Below are 17058 nucleotides of genomic sequence, written 5' to 3' on the forward strand. Positions count from 1 at the left end.
GGCGATGCGAATGATGGTGGCGGCGATACTGGCGGCCTGGGGAGTGGCGATCGCGCCGGGCGCGGTCGGCCCTGCGTATGCGGTTCCAGTGGACTGCCCGCCGAATTGTGATCGCATCCCGGACTCCGCCTGGCCGGACCCGACGGCCATCCCGCTGTATTCGACCTACCGCTGGCCAGGCCTCGCCGGGGTCGCCGTCACCGCGACCACCCCCCGCTTCCGGTTCGAGGAGGCCTGCGCGTCGCCGCCCGTTCCCGCCGACGACCCGCGCGGTTACGCGGTCGCGGCGCGAGCCCTCGTCCCGCAGCCGGAGGGCCATTGGCAGCTGCAGGTCCAGGTGATGCACTGGCGGGGTGAGACCTGGCGCGGCGGCCAACTCGCCGCGACCGTCTTCGACGAGGCCGTCGCTGCCCTGCGCGGCTGCCAGGCCACCTCTCCGCTGACATCGCCGTCGCTGACCACCGACGCCCCCAACCGGATGGCCGCGGTCATCAGCGGGGTGTTGCCCGGTCAGGCGGTGCTGCATGAATACCTGCTGGTCAATCCTTTCAACAGCACCGTCGTCGAGATGGCGTTGTGGGCGACGACCCCGCCCCGCGTCGACTGGCCTTTGGTGCCCGACCCGCAGATCCTCGATGCGATGGCCGCCCCTCTGTGCACGGCCTACATCGATTCGTGCCGGTGAGGCGGGCCGGCCGGTACCGCCGGTAGAGTGGGCGCCGTGGCAAAGGTGGTTGTGCACGTGATGCCGAAGGCCGAAATCCTCGACCCGCAGGGGCAGGCGATCGTCGGCGCACTCGGCCGTCTCGGCTACGACGGCATATCAGATGTCCGGCAGGGCAAGCGGTTTGAACTCGAAGTCGACGACAGTGTGGTCGATGAGACGGTCGCCGAGATCGCCGAGTCGCTGCTGGCGAACATCGTGATCGAGGACTGGTCGGTCAGCAGGGAGTCGTCGTGACCGCACGCGTGGGCGTCATCACGTTTCCAGGGACACTCGACGACGTCGACGCCGCACGGGCGGTCGGGCGGTCCGGCGCCGAGGCGGTCAGCCTCTGGCACGCCGACGCCGACCTCAAGGGTGTCGACGCGGTCATCGTCCCCGGCGGCTTCTCCTACGGTGACTATCTGCGCTGCGGAGCCATCGCGAAGTTCGCCCCTGTGATGAAATCCGTCATCGGCGCCGCGGCCAGTGGAATGCCGGTCTTGGGTATTTGCAACGGGTTTCAGGTGCTGTGCGAGGCCGGCCTGCTGCCGGGCGCGTTGACCCGCAACGCCGGTCTGCACTTCGTCTGCCGCGACCTTTGGCTCGAGGTGGCGTCCAACACCTCCGCGTGGACGTCGCGCTACGAGCCCGGTGCCGACCTGCTGGTGCCGCTGAAGTCCGGCGAGGGTCGCTACGTCGCCTCCGACGCCGTGCTCGACCAACTCGAAGGCGACGGCCGCGTGGTGTTCCGCTACCGCGACAACCCCAACGGGTCGATGCGCGACATCGCCGGTATCGCCTCGGCCAACGGCCGGGTGGTCGGGTTGATGCCGCACCCCGAGCACGCGACCGAGGCGCTCACCGGCCCGTCCGACGACGGGCTCGGCATGTTCTACTCCGCGATCGACGCGGTTCTCGCCAACGCCTAGGTGCGCTGTCTCAGCAGGTTGGTGACAAGCCTCACCAGTTTGGAGGCACCGACCGACGCGGATCTGGAATGGCTTTGATGGCAAGAAAGCCAGTCGGCTCCTGCGTTAGGCGTTCGTATTTTTCGGGGTCGATGTCAGCGGCCGCGGCGACCGGACGCGGTTCAAGCAGCCGCTCGATGAGAAATCCAGCCTCGTGCAACTCTTCGCAGGTCTGCTCCAGCGGTGCGAGCCAATACCGGACTCGCCAGCCTCGACTCCAGGTTTCTTCAATGACGCGGGCGTGGAAGTAGTTGCCGCCGTGGCGAAGCCAGTCGCCGGCAGGATGCTGACGGGAAAGGACCAACGCACCGTCGGGTCGAAGCACCCGCCGGAGTTCCCGCAGGGCGCGTCCTCTGTCGTCGATGTACTCGAGGGCAAGTGCGAACAGCACCAAATCCACTGACTGGTCGGCGAGCCAGTCAAGGGGATCAGCCAAGTCGTGAGCGCGAAACTGGCCCGCAGGAACTCGTTGCGCAGCCAACTCGACCATCCGAGGGCTCTGGTCGAAACCGATCACCTGGGCGCCGCGGGCGACGAGTTCCTCGGCGTACAGCCCAGGGCCACACGCCGCGTCAAGGACCGTCGCCCCGTCAACGTCACCCAACAGCGAGAGGCATGCCGGCCTGTCGTAATAGGCGTTGAACAGGCCATTACGAGCATGATCGAGGAATTCGTCGGCGAAGACGTCGTACTGGGGATCGGGTCCAACGGCATCGGGCACTGACTCATTGTGTGCTAAATCGCCTCGCGGCAGCGGGCGGTACCACCTCTTGAGATGAACCGGCTAGGCGGCGGGCCGCAGAGCCAGTGCGCCGCCGTCGACGGGCAGCACCGCACCGTTGATGAAGCTCGCCCCTGGCGAGGCGATGAACGCGACCGCCCGCGCTATCTCCTCAGGCTGGCCGACGCGCTGGAGTGCCCTTGTGCGGCCGAGTCCCTCGACGACGTCGGCGAACCCTGAGGTGCCTTCCGTCTCGGTGGGGCCGGGTGCGATGGCGTTGACGCGCACCCCGGCGGGCCCATACTCGTCGGCCCAGAGTTTGGTCAGCAGGTCCAGGGCCGCCTTGCTGGCGCCGTAGAGGCCCGCGTCGGCGGAGGGTGTGCTGGCTGCGACGGTGCTGATGTTGACCACGTTGCCGCCGCCACGCCGGATCATGCCGGGGACCAGCTGCTGCACCAGGATGTAGGGGGCCCGCACGTTGGTGTCGAAATGAGCGTCGAAACCGGCGTCATCGGTCTCGAAGGTCGGGGCGAACTCGTAGATGCCCGCGTTGTTCACCAGGATATCCACCTCACCCGCCTCCGCCGCAAGCCTGCGGACATCGTCGGCCCTTGAGAGGTCGGCGGCGACGAATCGTGCTCTGCCGCCTGCGTTTTCGATCTGGCTTACGGCTTTGGCGCCGCGTTCGGCGTTGCGTCCGTGCACGACGACCTCGGCGCCCTGTCGCGCGAGCTCCAGCGCAATCGCGTTACCGATGCCCGCGGTTGCCCCGGTGACCAGGGCCGTGCTGCCTTCGAAAGTGTTCATGCCCGACATAAGCCGGATCGCCGGGCGGCTTATTCCGGGCGTGCGCGCTCGATGCCCCCGAGCGTGCGCAGAATGGCAGCTTTTCGCGGCGTGGCGTGGGCAGACACGCACGCGGTGCGGCTAGGGAGACAGCGCGACCGAGGCTTCGGCCGTGTAGCACAGGAACGTCAGCGTCTCCTGCATGTAGAGCTGCACCGTTTCGGCGTCATGCGACAGGTACCCGATCGACACGTCGGTGCCCAGCTGCAGATCGAAATCGCCGCCGCGGGTGGACAGCACGAACGCGCCGTCGATCGCGGGCGCCCAGATGATGTCACCATCCACCAGCCGGTTGAGATGCTCACGGATCGGATAACCGTGCTCGGTGGTCTCGCTGACCTTCGTGTAGGCGTCGGCCGACAGCAGCACCGAGTAGGGGCCGTCGACGCCCGCAAGGCGCAGCTCGGAAAGTGCCTGGGCGACTACGTCGGGCATCTCCCGCGGATCGCTTGGCAACTCCAGCGCCGGGTTGGAGCTGCACGCGCGGATGCCGCCGATCGATGCGTCCTTGTAGCCCTCGAAGATCGCCCGGTCTTCGACGAACGCCAACTTCTTGGCGGCCTCCTTGACCGGATCCCAGTCCGAATCCTGAGAACCGCGCTCGACGTCGTCGATGTCGTTGCGCGACAACGTGAACGGGACCCGCAGTCGAACCAGCGGCTTGCTCTCGCGGAGATGGGCGATCACGCCGTCGCCGGGTGCGCCCACGTCGAGCAGGTGCCCGGTGCTGATCGCCGCCGCGGTGGGACCGCCCGGTTCGCTGACGTCGACGACGCGTCGTCCGGCGATGTGCCGCTTGAACGTGCGCGTCGCCTCCATTTCGATCTCCGCCCAGGCCTCTTTGGTAACCGGAGCCAGGTCGCGGTAGAGGTTGTTCATCTATGGAGTTCCTTTCAGGCTGCCAATGCCAAGTGATCCATCACGAGCTGCGACGGGAACTGCCGGAGGTTCGTCTTCTGCGGGAACCGAATCCGCCAGTGGCGGTGGGTCATCGAGAAAATCGACGGTCGGGGTGAAGAACATGGTGCCGGTCAGGGCCGTCGAGAAGTCCAGGATCCGATCGGTGTTTCCCGGCGGGTCGCCGATGAACATGTTGTCCAGCATGCGCTCCGTCACAGTCGGGGTACGCGAGTAGCCGATGTAGTACGTGCCGAATTCACCCTTGCCGACTTCGCCGAACGGCATGTTGTGGCGCACGATCTTCAGCTCGTTGCCCTCATCGTCTTCAATCACGTTGAGCGCGATGTGCGAATTCGCGGGTTTGACCGCGTCGTCCATTTCGATGTCGTCGAGCTTGGTGCGCCCGATCACCCGCTCCTGCTCCTCGGTCGACAGCGAGTTCCACGAGTCCATGTCGTGCAGGTACTTCTGGACGTGCACGTAGCACCCGCCCGCGAAGTCGGGATCCTCGTCACCGATCTGGGTGGCTGACACCGCGACGGGCCCGTCCGGGTTCTCGGTGCCGTCGACGAAGCCCATCAGGTCGCGGTTGTCGAAGAACTTGAAGCCGTGCACCTCGTCGACGACCGTGATGGCGCCGGCCATCGCGTCGACGATCCTGCCCGCCAACTCGAAGCAGACGTCCATCGTCTCCGCCCGGATGTGGAACAGCAGGTCGCCCGGCGTCGACGGCGCGTGATGGCGGCCCTGGATCTCGACGAACGGATGCAGTTCGGCGGGGCGTGGTCCGGAGAACAGCCGGCCCCACGCGTCGGCACCGATCGAGGTCACCACCGACAGGCGCTTGGTCGGATCGCGGAAGCCGATGGAGCGCACCAACCCCGAGATGTCGCCGAGCGCATCGTGAACGGTTGGCTCGCCGCCGTCGTCGATGGTCGCGACCAGAAAGATGGCCGCTGGCGTCAGCGGCGCAAGAACGGGTTGAGGTTGGACGGCGGGCACCATCTGACCCTAAATCAAGATCGTGGGCGAAGATGGTGAACCATGTCCGCAAGTGCACAAGGGCTGTGCGAGTTCATCGACGAGTCGCCGTCCCCGTTCCACGTGTGCGCGACCGTCGCGCAGCGTCTGCTCAATGCCGGCTTCACCGAACTGGCAGAGGGCGATGAGTGGCCGACGAAGGGCCGGTTCTTCGTCGTGCGGGCCGGATCGCTGGTCGCCTGGCAAGGCAACGGCGAGCCCGCGGCACCGTTCCGCATCGTCGGCGCCCACACCGACAGTCCGAATCTGCGGGTCAAGCAGCATCCCGACCGGTTCGTGTCCGGCTGGCAGGTCGTTGCGCTGCAGCCCTACGGCGGGGCGTGGCTGAACTCGTGGCTCGACCGTGACCTCGGTGTCAGCGGCAGGCTGTCGGTGCGCTCATCCGGTGGCGTCGAGGATCGTCTGTTCCGAATCGACGAGCCGATCCTGCGGGTGCCGCAGCTCGCCATTCACCTGGCCGAGGACCGCAAGGCGGTGTCGCTTGATCCACAGCGGCACGTGAACGCGGTCTGGGGCGTCGGCGGCGGGCCGCGGTCGTTCCTCGGCTACGTCGCCGAGCAGGCCGGAGTGGACGCCGACGAGATCCTCGGATTCGACCTGATGACCCACGACTTGACCCCGTCGACCCTGGCAGGCGCCGACGGCGAGCTGCTCAGCGCGCCGCGACTGGACAACCAGGCCACCTGCTACGCGGGCCTGGAGGCCTTTCTTGCCGCCGAGCCCGCAAAACACCTGCCGGTGCTCGCGCTCTTCGACCACGAGGAGGTCGGCTCCCAGTCGGATCACGGCGCGCAGTCCGAGCTGCTGCTCACGGTGCTGGAGCGCATCGCGCTTGCGGCGGGCGGCGGCCGCGAGGACTTCCTGCGCCGACTGCCCGGCTCGATGGTGGCGTCGGGCGATATGGCGCACGCCACCCACCCGAACTACCCCGAGCGCCACGAGCCCTACCACCTGATCGAGGTCAACGCCGGGCCGGTGCTCAAGGTGCAGCCGAACCTGCGTTACGCCACCGACGGCCGCACCGCCGCGGCGTTCGCTCTGGCCTGCAAGCAGGCAGGGGTTCCGTTGCAGCGCTACGAACACCGGGCCGACCTGCCGTGCGGGTCGACGATCGGGCCGATGACGGCCGCGCGCACCGGCATCCCCACGGTGGACGTCGGCGCCGCACAGCTGGCCATGCACTCGGCGCGTGAGGTGATGGGAGCCGACGACGTCGCCGCGTACTCGGCGGCGCTGCAGGCGTTCCTGATGCCGGGCTGACCGCGTCAGATCGACGCCGGATCGACCTCGTCGTAGCGGATGACGTTCTCGATCACCAGGCCATCGCGGCTGCGGACCCGGTCGATACCGCGGATCGCGAATGGTCCGTCCGGTCCCGTGCCGCGTCCGACGTAGTGCAGGTAAACCAACTGCTCTCCGGCGGTGCTTCCGTCGACCGTCGCGCTGTCGACCAGGTCGAGTGCCAGATCGGGGGCGGCGGTGACGAGCTCGGCGATCTTGCCGACGTAGGCCTGTTTGCCCCGGACCGGCCTCGGATCGCCCTGCCAGTAGCCGACGATGTCGTCGGCGAGGACGTCGCCGACTCGAGACATGTCGGGGGCCGCCCAGAAGGCCGCCCACACCTCGGCGCTGAACGCTGGTTGGGTCTGTGTTTCGGTCATGAACCAAGCCTGCGTCGAGTTCCGGTGCAGCACAATTACGTGTCAGGTAAAGGCGACGGTGATCCCGCCGGCGTGTCGGTGGGCAGGCATAAGGTCGGCGCATGGCGCTCAAAACCGAGAACATCACGATTGATACCACCGATCCCGAGAAGCTCGCCGACTGGTGGGCCGGCGCGCTCGACGGGCAGGTAAACCCTGTCGCCCCACCGTTTTTCGTCGTCGTGACGGTGCCAGAAGGCCCGGGGTTGGCGTTCCAGCAGGTCGACGACCCCACGCCGGGTAAGAACCGCGTGCACATCGACTTCAGCACCGCCGACAGGGAGGCCGAGGTCAAACGCCTGGTCGACCTCGGCGCCAGCGAAACAGGCAGGGGCAACTTCGGCGAATTCGAGTGGGTGGTGCTGGCCGACCCCGACGGCAACGCGTTCTGCGTGGCGGGCGGCTAGCGAGCGCACGGCGCACCGGGCACAATCGCGCCCGTGTTGGCATTGGTCATCGCGCCGATGTTTCTGGTGCTCGCTGGCATCGCTGTCGGCGTTCAACGTGCTGACCGGTGACGATGAGCGGGCCGTGCTGATGACCACGGTCATCGTGGTGCTGGCCAGCGTGGTTCTGCACGGTGTCGGCGCGCCCGCGGCCGCCCGCGCATTCCGCGATCGGCAAACTAGACTGTTCGCGTGACGCCGGAGCTCACCCACGTGGTCGATACCGTCGACTCCAGCCAGATCGTCGACACCGTCGAGAGGGCCGCAGGCACTCCCGACCAACCGCAACCCTTCCGGGAACTCGGACTCAAGGACGACGAGTACGAGCGCATCCGCGAAATCCTCGGCCGCCGACCGACCGATGCCGAGCTGGCGATGTATTCGGTGATGTGGAGCGAGCACTGCAGCTACAAGTCCTCCAAGGTGCACCTGCGCTACTTCGGCGAGACCACCACCGAGGAGATGCGCGCGGCGATGCTGGCGGGCATCGGCGAGAACGCGGGCGTCGTCGACATCGGCGACGGCTGGGCGGCCACCTTCAAGGTCGAATCGCACAACCACCCGTCCTACGTCGAGCCGTACCAGGGCGCCGCGACCGGTGTCGGCGGGATCGTGCGCGACATCATGGCGATGGGCGCCCGTCCGGTTGCGGTGATGGACCAGCTGCGGTTCGGCGCCGCCGATGCGCCCGACACCCGCCGCGTCGTCGACGGTGTGGTCCGCGGCATCGGGGGATACGGAAACTCGCTGGGGCTGCCCAACATTGGCGGTGAAACCGTATTCGACGCCTCCTACGCGGGCAATCCGCTGGTGAACGCGCTGTGCGTCGGGGTGTTGCGCAAAGAGGACCTGCACCTGGCGTTCGCGTCGGGCACCGGCAACAAGATCATCCTGTTCGGGGCGCGCACCGGCCTCGACGGCATCGGCGGGGTCTCGGTTCTGGCTTCGGAGACGTTCGGCGGCGACGAAGGAAGCGGGCCGGGCCGCAAGAAGCTGCCGTCGGTGCAGGTCGGCGACCCCTTCATGGAGAAGGTGCTCATCGAGTGCTGCCTCGAGCTGTATGCCGCTGGCCTGGTGATCGGCATCCAAGACCTCGGCGGGGCCGGATTATCCTGCGCGACATCCGAACTCGCTTCCGCCGGTGACGGTGGCATGGCCGTCGAACTGGACAAGGTGCCGCTGCGGGCGGCGAACATGACGCCCGCGGAGATCCTGTCCAGCGAGTCGCAGGAACGGATGTGCGCGGTCGTCGCCCCCGAGAACGTCGACGCGTTCATGGCGGTGTGCCGCAAGTGGGAGGTGCTCGCCACCGTCATCGGCGAGGTCACCGACGGCGACCGGCTGGAGATCACCTGGCACGGCGAGACGGTCGTCGACGTGCCGCCCCGCACCGTCGCGCACGAAGGCCCGGTGTACGAACGGCCTGTCCAGCGTCCGGAAACCCAGGATGCGCTCAACGCCGACACGTCGGAGCGGCTGCCGCGGCCGCAAACCGGCGACGAGCTGCGCGCGACTTTGCTTGCGATGGTTGGCAGCCCGCATCTGTGCAGCAGGGCGTACATCACCGAACAATATGACCGCTACGTGCGCGGCAACACCGTGCTGGCCGAGAACGCCGACGGCGGGGTGCTGCGTGTCGACGAGTCCACCGGGCGCGGCATCGCGGTGTCCACCGACGCCTCCGGCCGCTACACCCAACTTGACCCGTATACGGGCGCCCAGCTTGCGCTGGCGGAGGCATACCGCAACGTCGCGGTCACCGGCGCCACCCCGATCGCGGTCACCAACTGCCTGAACTTCGGCTCACCGGAAGACCCCGGCGTCATGTGGCAGTTCTCCGAGGCCGTGCGTGGATTGGCCGATGGCTGTGCCGCCCTTGGTATTCCGGTAACCGGCGGCAACGTGAGCTTCTACAACCAGACAGGTACGACGGCGATCCTGCCCACCCCGGTCGTGGGGGTGCTCGGTGTTCTCGACGACGTGAGCCGCCGCATCCCGACCGGACTCGGAACCGAACCCGGTGAGACCCTGCTGCTGATCGGCGACACGCGCGACGAGTTCGACGGCTCGATCTGGGCGCAGGTCACCGCCGACCATCTGGGCGGGCGCCCACCCGCGGTCGACCTCGAGCGAGAGCGACTGATCGCCGAGGTGCTCAGTGCGGCATCCCGCGACGGACTCGTGTCGGCGGCCCACGATCTGTCGGAGGGCGGCCTGATTCAGGCCGTGGTCGAGGCCGCGCTGGCCGGTGAAACCGGTTGCCGCATCGTCATTCCCGAGGGCCAAGATCCTTTTGTCGCGTTGTTCTCCGAATCCACGGGACGGGTTTTGGTCGCCGTTCCGCGCACCGAGGAGAGTCGGTTCCGGTCCATGTGCGAGGCCCGCGGCCTGCCGGTGACCCGGATCGGCGTCGTGGATCAAGGACCGCAGGGACAAGACGCCGCCATCGAGGTGCAGGACCAGTTCACCATCTCACTGGGGGACCTGCGCAGCACGTCGGAGGGCGTGCTGCCCGGGCTGTTCGGGTGAGTGTTCCGACCCACGACATCACCGGCGAACCGGTCGCCGCAAGCACTGAGCGCAAGCAACACCATCCCCTGCTCGTATGGGCATGGAGCCTTGTGCGGCTGGACTTCGTCGGGATCGCGTTCGGCGCGCTGTTCTTCTGCCTGTCGCTGACGCCATCCCTGCTTCCCCGCGATTGGCTGTTCCAGGGTCTGATCGGCGGGGTGAACGCCGCCATCGGCTACGGGATCGGAGTCTTCGTTCAGAAGATGTTGGCTCGCTTCGTGTTACGGCGTCGACAATGGTGGCCGCCGTCCAAGCGCGTGCTCTACTGGTGCAAGGCCGCCACCATCGTGTTGGCCACGGCCGCGAGCCTGCTGATGCTGATCCCCGCGGCGGCCTGGCAGCGCAGGGTGTCCGCGGAGATGGGCATGGAAGGACCGGGCACGGTCGGCTACCTGCGCACCCTGATCATCGCCATGCTCGTCACAGGGGTATGTCTGTCGGCCGCGCGGGTGATCATCGACCTCATCAAGACGATGGCCCGGTTCTTCATTCGCCGCTGGCACCTGCACGACGAGGTGGCGCTGTTCATCGGCACGGCGATCGTCGTTGTGCTGGCCATCACGTTGATCAACGGCGTGCTGCTCCGCGGCTTCCTGGCCGGGGCCAACCGGGTGTTCCAGCCGCAGAACACCACAACGCGGGCGGCCATCACCCAGCCGCTGGAGCTCGAAAAGTCGGGCAGTCCAACGTCACTCGCCCCGTGGGATACATTGGGGTTCCAGGGCCGCAACTTCGTTGCCACCGGCCCGCACGCCTTCGAGTTGACCCGGCTCAACGGCAAGCCCGCGAAAGAGCCCATCCGGGTGTACGCGGGACTGCAGACCGCCGACACCGATGAGGAGCGGGCCGCCACCCTGGTCCGCGAATTGGAACGCACCCGGGCGTTCGAGCGCAAGGTGCTCGTCATCGTCCCGACCACGGGCACCGGATGGATCAACCCGGTCGCCGCCAGGGCGCTGGAGTTGATGTACAACGGCGACACCGCGATCGTCGGATCGCAGTATTCCTATCTGCCGAGCTGGATTTCGTTCCTCGGCGACCAGAAGAAGTCCGTCGAGTCCGGCCGGGCGATCATCGACGCGATCCACGCCTGGTGGCTGCGGCTGCCTGCCGACGGGCGGCCCAAGCTGTTGCTCTACGGCGAGAGCCTCGGTTCCTTGGCGGGCCAGGGTGCATTCAATTGGCTGCCCGACATTGCGCGGATGGACTTCTCGTCGGTGCTCTGGGTGGGCCCGCCCAATGCCAGCCCGCTGTGGAGGGGCATCACCGCCCGCCGCGACCCGGGGACCCCTGAGGTCGAGCCGCGTTACGACAACGGGCGCACGGTCCGCTTCTCGCAGGCCACCGACGCCGCCGAGATCGCCGCCGATACCGATGCGCCGTGGGACGGCACCCGGGTGCTGTTCCTGCAGCACGCCTCGGACCCCATCGTGTGGTGGTCGGAGGACCTGATGTTCAACCGCCCGGACTGGCTGAAGGAACCACCCGGCAGAGACCGAACGCCGTTGATGCGGTGGTATCCGATCGTCACGTTCTGGCAGGTGGCCGCGGACATGACCAACGCGGGCTCGGTTCCCGGCGGGCACGGCCACAACTACGGTGAGTATGTGCTCGACGGCTGGGCCGCGGTGGCCCCGCCCGACGGCTGGACCACTGAAGACACCGAACGCATCCGCACCGCGCTTGAGCAGACTTCGGCCCATGACGGACCCGAGTATTAGTGGCCGCCAAGCAGTTCCGCGCGGTGGCGCTGGCAACAGGGCTCGTCGGATGGAGCGGGCTGATCGGTCCGCGGCTACCGGCGCGCATACGGCCCGTGGTTCACGCGGTGCTCGCGGCGGTGCTCGCGGTGTGCGCTCGTGCGCCGCTCGGCCTGCGCCCACCGCAGCTGTGGCCGGGGCTGCGGCTCGGGCTCGCGGCGGCCGCGCCGGTGGTGATCGGGGTGGCCGCGTCGACGGGGGCGCCGCCGGTGCGGTCGGCGATGGCCCAGCGCGACCTGCCTGGGTCGTCCTCACGGTGGCTGGTGGTGCACATCCCCTTCGGCACGGTGTGGTCGGAGGAGGCGGCATATCGCGCCGCGTTGGGAGCCGTCGCGGCCGAGGCCTTCGGGCCGACGGGCGGCCGCCTTCTGCAATCGCTGGCCTTCGGGCTGTCCCATATCGCCGACGCCTGCGGCACCGGTGAGCGCGTGCTGCCCACTGTGCTCGTCACCGGGGTGGCGGGGTGGATGTTCGCGCTGCTGCGGGAGCGGTCCGAAAGCCTGGCCGCCCCGATGCTTGCCCATCTCGCGATCAACGAGGCGGGCGCGATAGCGGCGATCGGCGTTCAGCGGCGCCGAACTACGGGTTGATCGTCGACTCGCCGACCTGTCGGCCCCACAGGTATTCCGTCACCAACGGCGACGCGAGTTCGAAGTGGTTGTACGGGGCGAGGCTGTAACCGGTGTCCATCACCAGATACGGAAACGGGTAGAGGTCCTTGGTGATCTTCTGCCAACAGCCGGGACGACCCTCGGGTCCGCCCCGCGCGTTCACCCGAGGCAGATTGTCCGGGTAGATGAACGGATTGCCCGGCAGCGAGATGGTTCCGTACGACTTCAGCGCGTAACCGTTGTCACCGCCGAGGACCTTGGAAAGCCTCGGCGCCACCTCCGCATAGTTGTGGATTGTGCAGAAGATCATGCCGCGGTAGTCGTCGAGCAGCTTGGTCGTCGGCAGCAGATCCTCGGCGGCGCGCACGAAGTACGGGCCGCCGCGCTCGAGGCTGTCGCCGGCCGTATTGCCGAACCCGATCGCCGCCAACAGCGCGGCGTCGATGTTGCCCCGCTGGTCGTTGAGCGTCCGTGCGGTGGTCGCGGCGTTGTCCAGGCCGTCCCACAGGGCGGCCGAGGAGTTCGCGTACACGTCGGCGAGATCGGCTACCGCCTGGGTGGCGGCGCGGAGTTGCGGCATCCGCGGGTTCAGGTCATCCATGATCCGGTTTGCGTTGAGCAGCGAGTCCCCGAAGCGTTGGCCGAGCCCGGTCACCGCCTGCGCGGTTGCCGTCAGCGTCGCGTTGAGCTTGATTGGATCGACCTGCTCCGAAAGTGACATGACGGTTTCGAACAGGGTGTTGAACTCCGTCGTCACCGAAGACGCGTCGATCACATCCTCGCTCGTAATACGCTGTGGGCTTGGGCTTTTCGGTGAGCTGAACGAGATGTACTTGTTGCCGAACACCGTCGTCGCCCTGACGTCGGCAACAACGTTTCTCGGAATGAACGCGACGTAGCGGGGTTCGACGGTCAGCGTCAGCTTGGCCTTGGCGGAGCCGCCGACATCCACGTAGTCGACACCGGCCACCTTCCCGATCTCGACACCGTTGTAGGTCACCTTCGAACCCGGGTCGACCACCAGCCCCGCACGCGGGGACAGCACCGTCAGATGGGTTTTGCGTGTGAGCTCGCCGCGGAACTGCAGAAAAACGAAGCTGGCCGCGAATGCGGCGAGTACCAGAAAGACCGCGCCAGCCACCTTGTACGGCGGCTTATGCCGGTCGACAGCCACCTTGAGACACTAAATTATGCCCGCCCGTCGCACCGCTGATCCAGCAAAGACGCGTGCAGCCGTCCTCGCCGTGGTCGAGTGGCTGCGCGACGAGAACCAGCCTGCGCCGCAACGTTCCGCGCTCGCCGAGGCGGTCCGGCTGACCGCCCGCACGCTCGCCGTGACCGCACCCGGGGCAAGTGTCGAAGTTCGGGTGCCCCCCTTCGTTGCGGTGCAATGCATTTCGGGCCCGAGGCACACTCGCGGGAACCCGCCCAACGTGGTCGAGACCGACCCGCGCACCTGGCTGCTTTTGGCGACCGGGCTACGCACGGTGGCCGATGCGGCCTCCGCAGGCGAGTTGCAGCTGTCCGGTGCCCGCGCCCCCGAGATCGCGACGCTGCTGCCCGTGGTGCCGCTCGCCGCCTGACCGGTACCACAGGGGTGGCCGCCGGGAATCCAAACCGGGTTCGGCAACGTTGAATCCGTTGGCGACATGAGCGCCTGCGATTCCATGATTGACCCGTGATGACCGTAGACTGAACCCGTCACCCACCGCCCCCTGGGAGCAGCCTTATCGTGACCGTCGAGCAAACGGAGAACGACCCTAGAGAAGAGTGCGGCGTTTTCGGCGTATGGGCGCCGGGCGAAGAGGTCGCCAAGCTCACCTACTACGGCCTATACGCGCTGCAGCATCGCGGTCAGGAAGCCGCAGGCATCGCCGTCGCAGACGGCTCCCAGGTGCTGGTCTTCAAGGATCTCGGGCTGGTCAGCCAGGTCTTCGACGAGCAAACGCTTGGCGCGATGGAGGGTCACGTCGCGATCGGACACTGCCGCTACTCGACGACCGGCTCCACCACGTGGGAGAACGCCCAGCCTGTGTTTCGCAACACAGCCGCGGGCACAGGTGTCGCGCTCGGACACAACGGCAACCTGGTCAACACCACCGAGCTGGCTGGGCGTGCCCGCGAGCTCGGCCTGATCAACATGCGCGGCGCCGCCGCCGCGACCACCGACTCCGACATCCTCGGCGCGCTGCTGGCGCACGGTGCCGCCGATTCAACGATCGAGCAGGCCGCACTCGAGCTGCTTCCCACCGTGCGAGGCGCGTTCTGCCTGACGTTCATGGACGAGAACACCCTCTACGCGGCCCGCGACCCGCACGGCGTGCGGCCGCTGTCGCTCGGGCGCCTCGATCGGGGCTGGGTCGTCGCCTCCGAGACCGCTGCGCTGGACATCGTCGGCGCCTCGTTCGTCCGCGACATCGAACCAGGGGAACTGCTCGCCATCGATGCCGACGGCGTGCGTTCCAGCCGATTCGCTCCGCCGTCACCCAAGGGCTGCGTGTTCGAGTACGTGTATCTGGCCCGGCCCGACAGCACGATCAGCGGCCGGTCGGTGCACAAGACGCGCGTCGACATCGGACGCAGGCTCGCCCAGGAAAGGCCGGTGGACGCCGACCTGGTGATCGGCGTTCCGGAGTCCGGCATCCCGGCCGCGGTCGGGTATGCGCAGGAGTCGGGCATTCCATACGGGCAGGGCCTGACCAAGAACGCCTATGTCGGGCGCACATTCATCCAGCCCTCGCAGACCATCCGTCAGCTGGGTATCCGGCTGAAGCTCAACCCGCTGCGAGAGGTGATCCGCGGCAAGCGGCTCATCGTCGTCGACGATTCGATCGTCCGTGGCAACACCCAGCGCTCGCTGGTCCGGATGCTGCGTGAGGCAGGCGCTATCGAGGTGCATGTGCGCATCGCCTCGCCGCCGGTGAAATGGCCGTGCTTCTACGGCATCGACTTCGCCACACCCGCCGAGCTGATCGCCAACGCCGTCGAGAACGAGGAGGAGGTGGTCGAGGCGGTCCGGCACGGCATCGGCGCCGACTCGCTCGGCTACATCTCGCAGCAGGCCATGATCGCGGCCACCGAACAGCCTGCGTCACGGTTGTGCACCGCCTGCTTCGACGGCAAGTACCCGATCGAGTTGCCCGGTGAGACGGCGCTCGGCAAGAACGTCATCGAGCACATGCTCGCGACCGCCGCGCGCACAGGCATGCCGCTGCAGGCCGACAACGACAACGCATCGGCCCTGCGTCGTCCCTGAAACCTACTGCGGCGCAGTCGGACTGAACTTCATCAAGTGACGCCGTCCATCACTGGACGCGGTGCCGTCCTGCTGAAGTGCCTCCGCCACCGATTCGCGGTATCCGGTGAGCCCGCCCTCGGGCGGTGCGATGACGGTGTCGATGTCGTGATCGAGCATCACGGCGTCGCATTCCAACGACTCCACCAGCGGCCGTGCCAGACCCGATGGGATCGGCGTCACCAGACCCACCCACCAACTGGCGATCGTGGGAGTCAGAAACGGCAGCACGATGATGATCCGGCGCCGTAGGCCGGCTACCTCGGCGTAGACCTGCATCGCCTCGCCGTACTCCATCACGTCGGGTCCGCCGACATCCCAGGTCCGCGATGACGGTACGTCGGCCGTGGCTGCCTCTGCCAGGTAGTGCAGCACATCGCCGATGGCGATCGGCTGGATCTTGTTGTGCACCCACTTCGGCGTCGTCATCGCCGGGAGGCGGTCGGTGAGGTGGCGGATCATCTCGAAGGACGCCGACCCCGAGCCGACCACGATCCCGGCCTGCAGCACCACGGTCTCGATGCCCGAGCCGATGAGGATCTCGCCGACCTCGGCACGTGACGCCAGATGCCGAGACAGTTCGCGGCCGTCGGGGTGCAGGCCCGACAGGTACACCAGCCGCCGGACCCCGGCCCGCTGCGCCGCCTTGACCACGTTGCGTGCCGACTGCGCTTCCTCGGCGACGAAATCCTTCGACGTGCCCATCGAGTGCACCAGGTAGTAGACGACGTCGGCGCCGTCGAACGCATCGGTCAGCGAATCGGGTTCGGTCAGATCGCCGCGGACCACCTCGACGTCGTCGCGCCACGACGCGGCGGCGAGCTTATCGGGATTGCGCGCCATCGCCCGCACCCGCAGCCCGGCGTCGAGCAGTCGCGGCACAAGCCGACTACCGACGTAGCCGGTCGCACCGGTCACCACGCAGCGAATTTCGTCTGCAACCACAGAATCTCCGTCCGTCGAAACCCCTTTTGACTATTCGGAGCCGATAGACGGGCGGATGTCCAATTCCGGGGTCAGGCAAACCCGCAACCCGGATCGGGTGCGTCGTCGGACAGCGGCGCCCCCGCAGGATCGATGTAGAGAACCTGCAGAACCAGCGGGCCGGGGCCGACATTGCGGCCGATATGCACGTAACCCGGACCGCCCTTCTCGGCGATGCTCTGGCCGGCAGTGTAAAGCCCGTCGACCGAGCAGTCCGAGCCGTAGTGCGTCAGGGTGCCCTCCTTGACCACACCGAAGAGCTGGCCGTCATGCGAATGCCATCCGGTGCTGCCGCCGGGGGCGATGGTGATCTCGCGGAAGATGTAGTCCTTCCCGTCGTCGGTCGTCTGCCAGATGACCGTTCCGTCGGTGTCCCGCGCGGGGGTGGCCGCGGCGGGTCCCGAGCCCGCGAGCAGCGCGGCGACCGCGAGAGGTGCCGCCCACAGTCGCTGAAGAGTTCGCATAGTCAGTCAGGATGGCACAGCGGATTGGGCCGCCCGCGGGTTTGC

Annotated in this window: 19 protein-coding genes; 11 read left to right on the forward strand and 8 right to left on the reverse strand. The window is 67.5% G+C overall.

The window, feature by feature from the left end; translation table 11 throughout:
- Positions 1-4 precede the first annotated feature (4 nt).
- Genes D6M19_RS15130 through purQ form a run of 3 tightly spaced genes read left to right on the forward strand, consistent with a single transcriptional unit; the run spans position 5 to position 1635 of the window.
- Positions 5-685, forward strand: coding sequence for an ATPase (locus tag D6M19_RS15130; protein ID WP_123026037.1), 681 nt, complete (start codon positions 5-7; stop codon positions 683-685).
- A 36-nt stretch (positions 686-721) separates the two neighbouring features.
- Positions 722-961: a phosphoribosylformylglycinamidine synthase subunit PurS gene (gene purS, locus D6M19_RS15135; protein ID WP_164478497.1), complete on the forward strand. Its 240-nt coding sequence runs from the start codon at positions 722-724 to the stop codon at positions 959-961.
- On the forward strand, positions 958-1635 hold the full coding sequence (purQ, locus tag D6M19_RS15140) for a phosphoribosylformylglycinamidine synthase subunit PurQ (RefSeq protein WP_123026039.1): 678 nt from the start codon (positions 958-960) through the stop codon (positions 1633-1635). The genes purS and purQ overlap by 4 nt, the downstream gene beginning before the upstream one ends.
- 31 nt (positions 1636-1666) lie before the next feature.
- On the opposite strand, the gene D6M19_RS15145 is transcribed toward purQ, so the two are convergent.
- The 4 genes from D6M19_RS15145 to D6M19_RS15160 all read right to left on the reverse strand — a co-directional run bounded on the left by D6M19_RS15145 (position 1667) and on the right by D6M19_RS15160 (position 5143).
- Positions 1667-2395, reverse strand: a complete 729-nt coding sequence (locus D6M19_RS15145) for a class I SAM-dependent methyltransferase (RefSeq protein ID WP_123026040.1) — start codon at positions 2393-2395, stop codon at positions 1667-1669.
- A 63-nt stretch (positions 2396-2458) separates the two neighbouring features.
- Positions 2459-3202 (reverse strand): SDR family NAD(P)-dependent oxidoreductase, encoded by a 744-nt coding sequence (locus tag D6M19_RS15150; RefSeq protein ID WP_327389799.1) that lies wholly within the window; start codon positions 3200-3202, stop codon positions 2459-2461.
- Between the two features lie 120 nt (positions 3203-3322).
- Positions 3323-4120, reverse strand: coding sequence for a family 1 encapsulin nanocompartment shell protein (locus D6M19_RS15155; protein ID WP_123026042.1), 798 nt, complete (start codon positions 4118-4120; stop codon positions 3323-3325).
- Positions 4121-5143, reverse strand: a complete 1023-nt coding sequence (locus tag D6M19_RS15160; RefSeq protein ID WP_123026103.1) for a Dyp-type peroxidase — start codon at positions 5141-5143, stop codon at positions 4121-4123.
- A gap of 42 nt (positions 5144-5185) precedes the next feature.
- On the opposite strand from D6M19_RS15160, the gene D6M19_RS15165 reads away from it, so the two are divergent.
- Positions 5186-6442, forward strand: coding sequence for a M18 family aminopeptidase (locus tag D6M19_RS15165; RefSeq protein WP_123026043.1), 1257 nt, complete (start codon positions 5186-5188; stop codon positions 6440-6442).
- A 5-nt stretch (positions 6443-6447) separates the two neighbouring features.
- Here D6M19_RS15165 and D6M19_RS15170 read toward each other — a convergent pair whose 3' ends face one another.
- Positions 6448-6843 carry a nuclear transport factor 2 family protein gene (locus tag D6M19_RS15170; protein ID WP_123026104.1) on the reverse strand — a complete coding sequence of 132 codons (396 nt, stop codon included), beginning with the start codon at positions 6841-6843 and terminating at the stop codon, positions 6448-6450.
- Positions 6844-6944: 101 nt separating this feature from the next.
- Here D6M19_RS15170 and D6M19_RS15175 point away from each other — a divergent pair, with 101 nt between their 5' ends.
- The 5 genes from D6M19_RS15175 (at position 6945) to D6M19_RS15190 (ending at position 12249) form a co-directional block, all read left to right on the forward strand.
- Complete coding sequence (locus D6M19_RS15175; protein ID WP_123026044.1) at positions 6945-7289, forward strand: VOC family protein; 345 nt, start codon at positions 6945-6947, stop codon at positions 7287-7289.
- A gap of 97 nt (positions 7290-7386) precedes the next feature.
- A complete protein-coding gene (locus tag D6M19_RS34255) occupies positions 7387-7524 on the forward strand; it encodes a hypothetical protein (RefSeq protein ID WP_164478498.1) in 138 nt (45 codons plus the stop codon).
- Entirely contained in the window at positions 7521-9857 is a 2337-nt protein-coding gene (purL, locus tag D6M19_RS15180; RefSeq protein WP_206428533.1) for a phosphoribosylformylglycinamidine synthase subunit PurL, read from the forward strand. Before D6M19_RS34255 ends, purL begins: the two co-directional genes overlap by 4 nt.
- A 17-nt stretch (positions 9858-9874) precedes the next feature.
- Positions 9875-11620: an alpha/beta hydrolase gene (locus tag D6M19_RS15185; protein ID WP_234834875.1), complete on the forward strand. Its 1746-nt coding sequence runs from the start codon at positions 9875-9877 to the stop codon at positions 11618-11620.
- The gene (locus D6M19_RS15190; protein ID WP_123026046.1) at positions 11620-12249 is read left to right on the forward strand and encodes an Rv0804 family intramembrane glutamic endopeptidase; all 630 of its coding nucleotides are present in this window, start codon (positions 11620-11622) and stop codon (positions 12247-12249) included. Before D6M19_RS15185 ends, D6M19_RS15190 begins: the two co-directional genes overlap by 1 nt.
- On the opposite strand, the gene D6M19_RS15195 is transcribed toward D6M19_RS15190, so the two are convergent.
- Positions 12239-13444, reverse strand: a complete 1206-nt coding sequence (locus D6M19_RS15195; RefSeq protein ID WP_123026047.1) for an MCE family protein — start codon at positions 13442-13444, stop codon at positions 12239-12241. The two genes, D6M19_RS15190 and D6M19_RS15195, sit on opposite strands and share 11 nt — an antisense overlap.
- 16 nt (positions 13445-13460) lie before the next feature.
- On the opposite strand from D6M19_RS15195, the gene D6M19_RS15200 reads away from it, so the two are divergent.
- Both D6M19_RS15200 and purF read left to right on the forward strand, forming a co-directional pair.
- Entirely contained in the window at positions 13461-13853 is a 393-nt protein-coding gene (locus tag D6M19_RS15200; RefSeq protein ID WP_123026048.1) for a sterol carrier family protein, read from the forward strand.
- Positions 13854-14002: 149 nt separating this feature from the next.
- A complete protein-coding gene (purF, locus tag D6M19_RS15205) occupies positions 14003-15526 on the forward strand; it encodes an amidophosphoribosyltransferase (protein ID WP_123026049.1) in 1524 nt (507 codons plus the stop codon).
- Between the two features lie 3 nt (positions 15527-15529).
- Here the strand turns inward: purF and D6M19_RS15210 are convergent, their stop codons facing one another.
- The gene (locus D6M19_RS15210; RefSeq protein WP_123026050.1) at positions 15530-16510 is read right to left on the reverse strand and encodes an NAD(P)H-binding protein; all 981 of its coding nucleotides are present in this window, start codon (positions 16508-16510) and stop codon (positions 15530-15532) included.
- Positions 16511-16581: 71 nt separating this feature from the next.
- Complete coding sequence (locus D6M19_RS15215; RefSeq protein ID WP_123026051.1) at positions 16582-17013, reverse strand: cupin domain-containing protein; 432 nt, start codon at positions 17011-17013, stop codon at positions 16582-16584.
- Positions 17014-17058 lie beyond the last annotated feature (45 nt).

Source organism: Mycolicibacterium stellerae, from assembly GCF_003719305.1.
GTDB lineage: Bacteria > Actinomycetota > Actinomycetes > Mycobacteriales > Mycobacteriaceae > Mycobacterium > Mycobacterium stellerae.

What these genes read in the sequence shown, in the direction of transcription:
- D6M19_RS15155 (WP_123026042.1), bottom strand. Translation starts at nt 4,120, where the DNA reads ATGAACAACCTCTACCGCGACCTGGCTCCGGTTACCAAAGAGGCCTGG.
- D6M19_RS15200 (WP_123026048.1), top strand. Translation starts at nt 13,461, where the DNA reads ATGCCCGCCCGTCGCACCGCTGATCCAGCAAAGACGCGTGCAGCCGTC.
- D6M19_RS15170 (WP_123026104.1), bottom strand. Translation starts at nt 6,843, where the DNA reads ATGACCGAAACACAGACCCAACCAGCGTTCAGCGCCGAGGTGTGGGCG.
- D6M19_RS15215 (WP_123026051.1), bottom strand. Translation starts at nt 17,013, where the DNA reads ATGCGAACTCTTCAGCGACTGTGGGCGGCACCTCTCGCGGTCGCCGCG.
- D6M19_RS15175 (WP_123026044.1), top strand. Translation starts at nt 6,945, where the DNA reads ATGGCGCTCAAAACCGAGAACATCACGATTGATACCACCGATCCCGAG.
- D6M19_RS15165 (WP_123026043.1), top strand. Translation starts at nt 5,186, where the DNA reads ATGTCCGCAAGTGCACAAGGGCTGTGCGAGTTCATCGACGAGTCGCCG.
- D6M19_RS15150 (WP_327389799.1), bottom strand. Translation starts at nt 3,202, where the DNA reads ATGAACACTTTCGAAGGCAGCACGGCCCTGGTCACCGGGGCAACCGCG.
- D6M19_RS15130 (WP_123026037.1), top strand. Translation starts at nt 5, where the DNA reads ATGCGAATGATGGTGGCGGCGATACTGGCGGCCTGGGGAGTGGCGATC.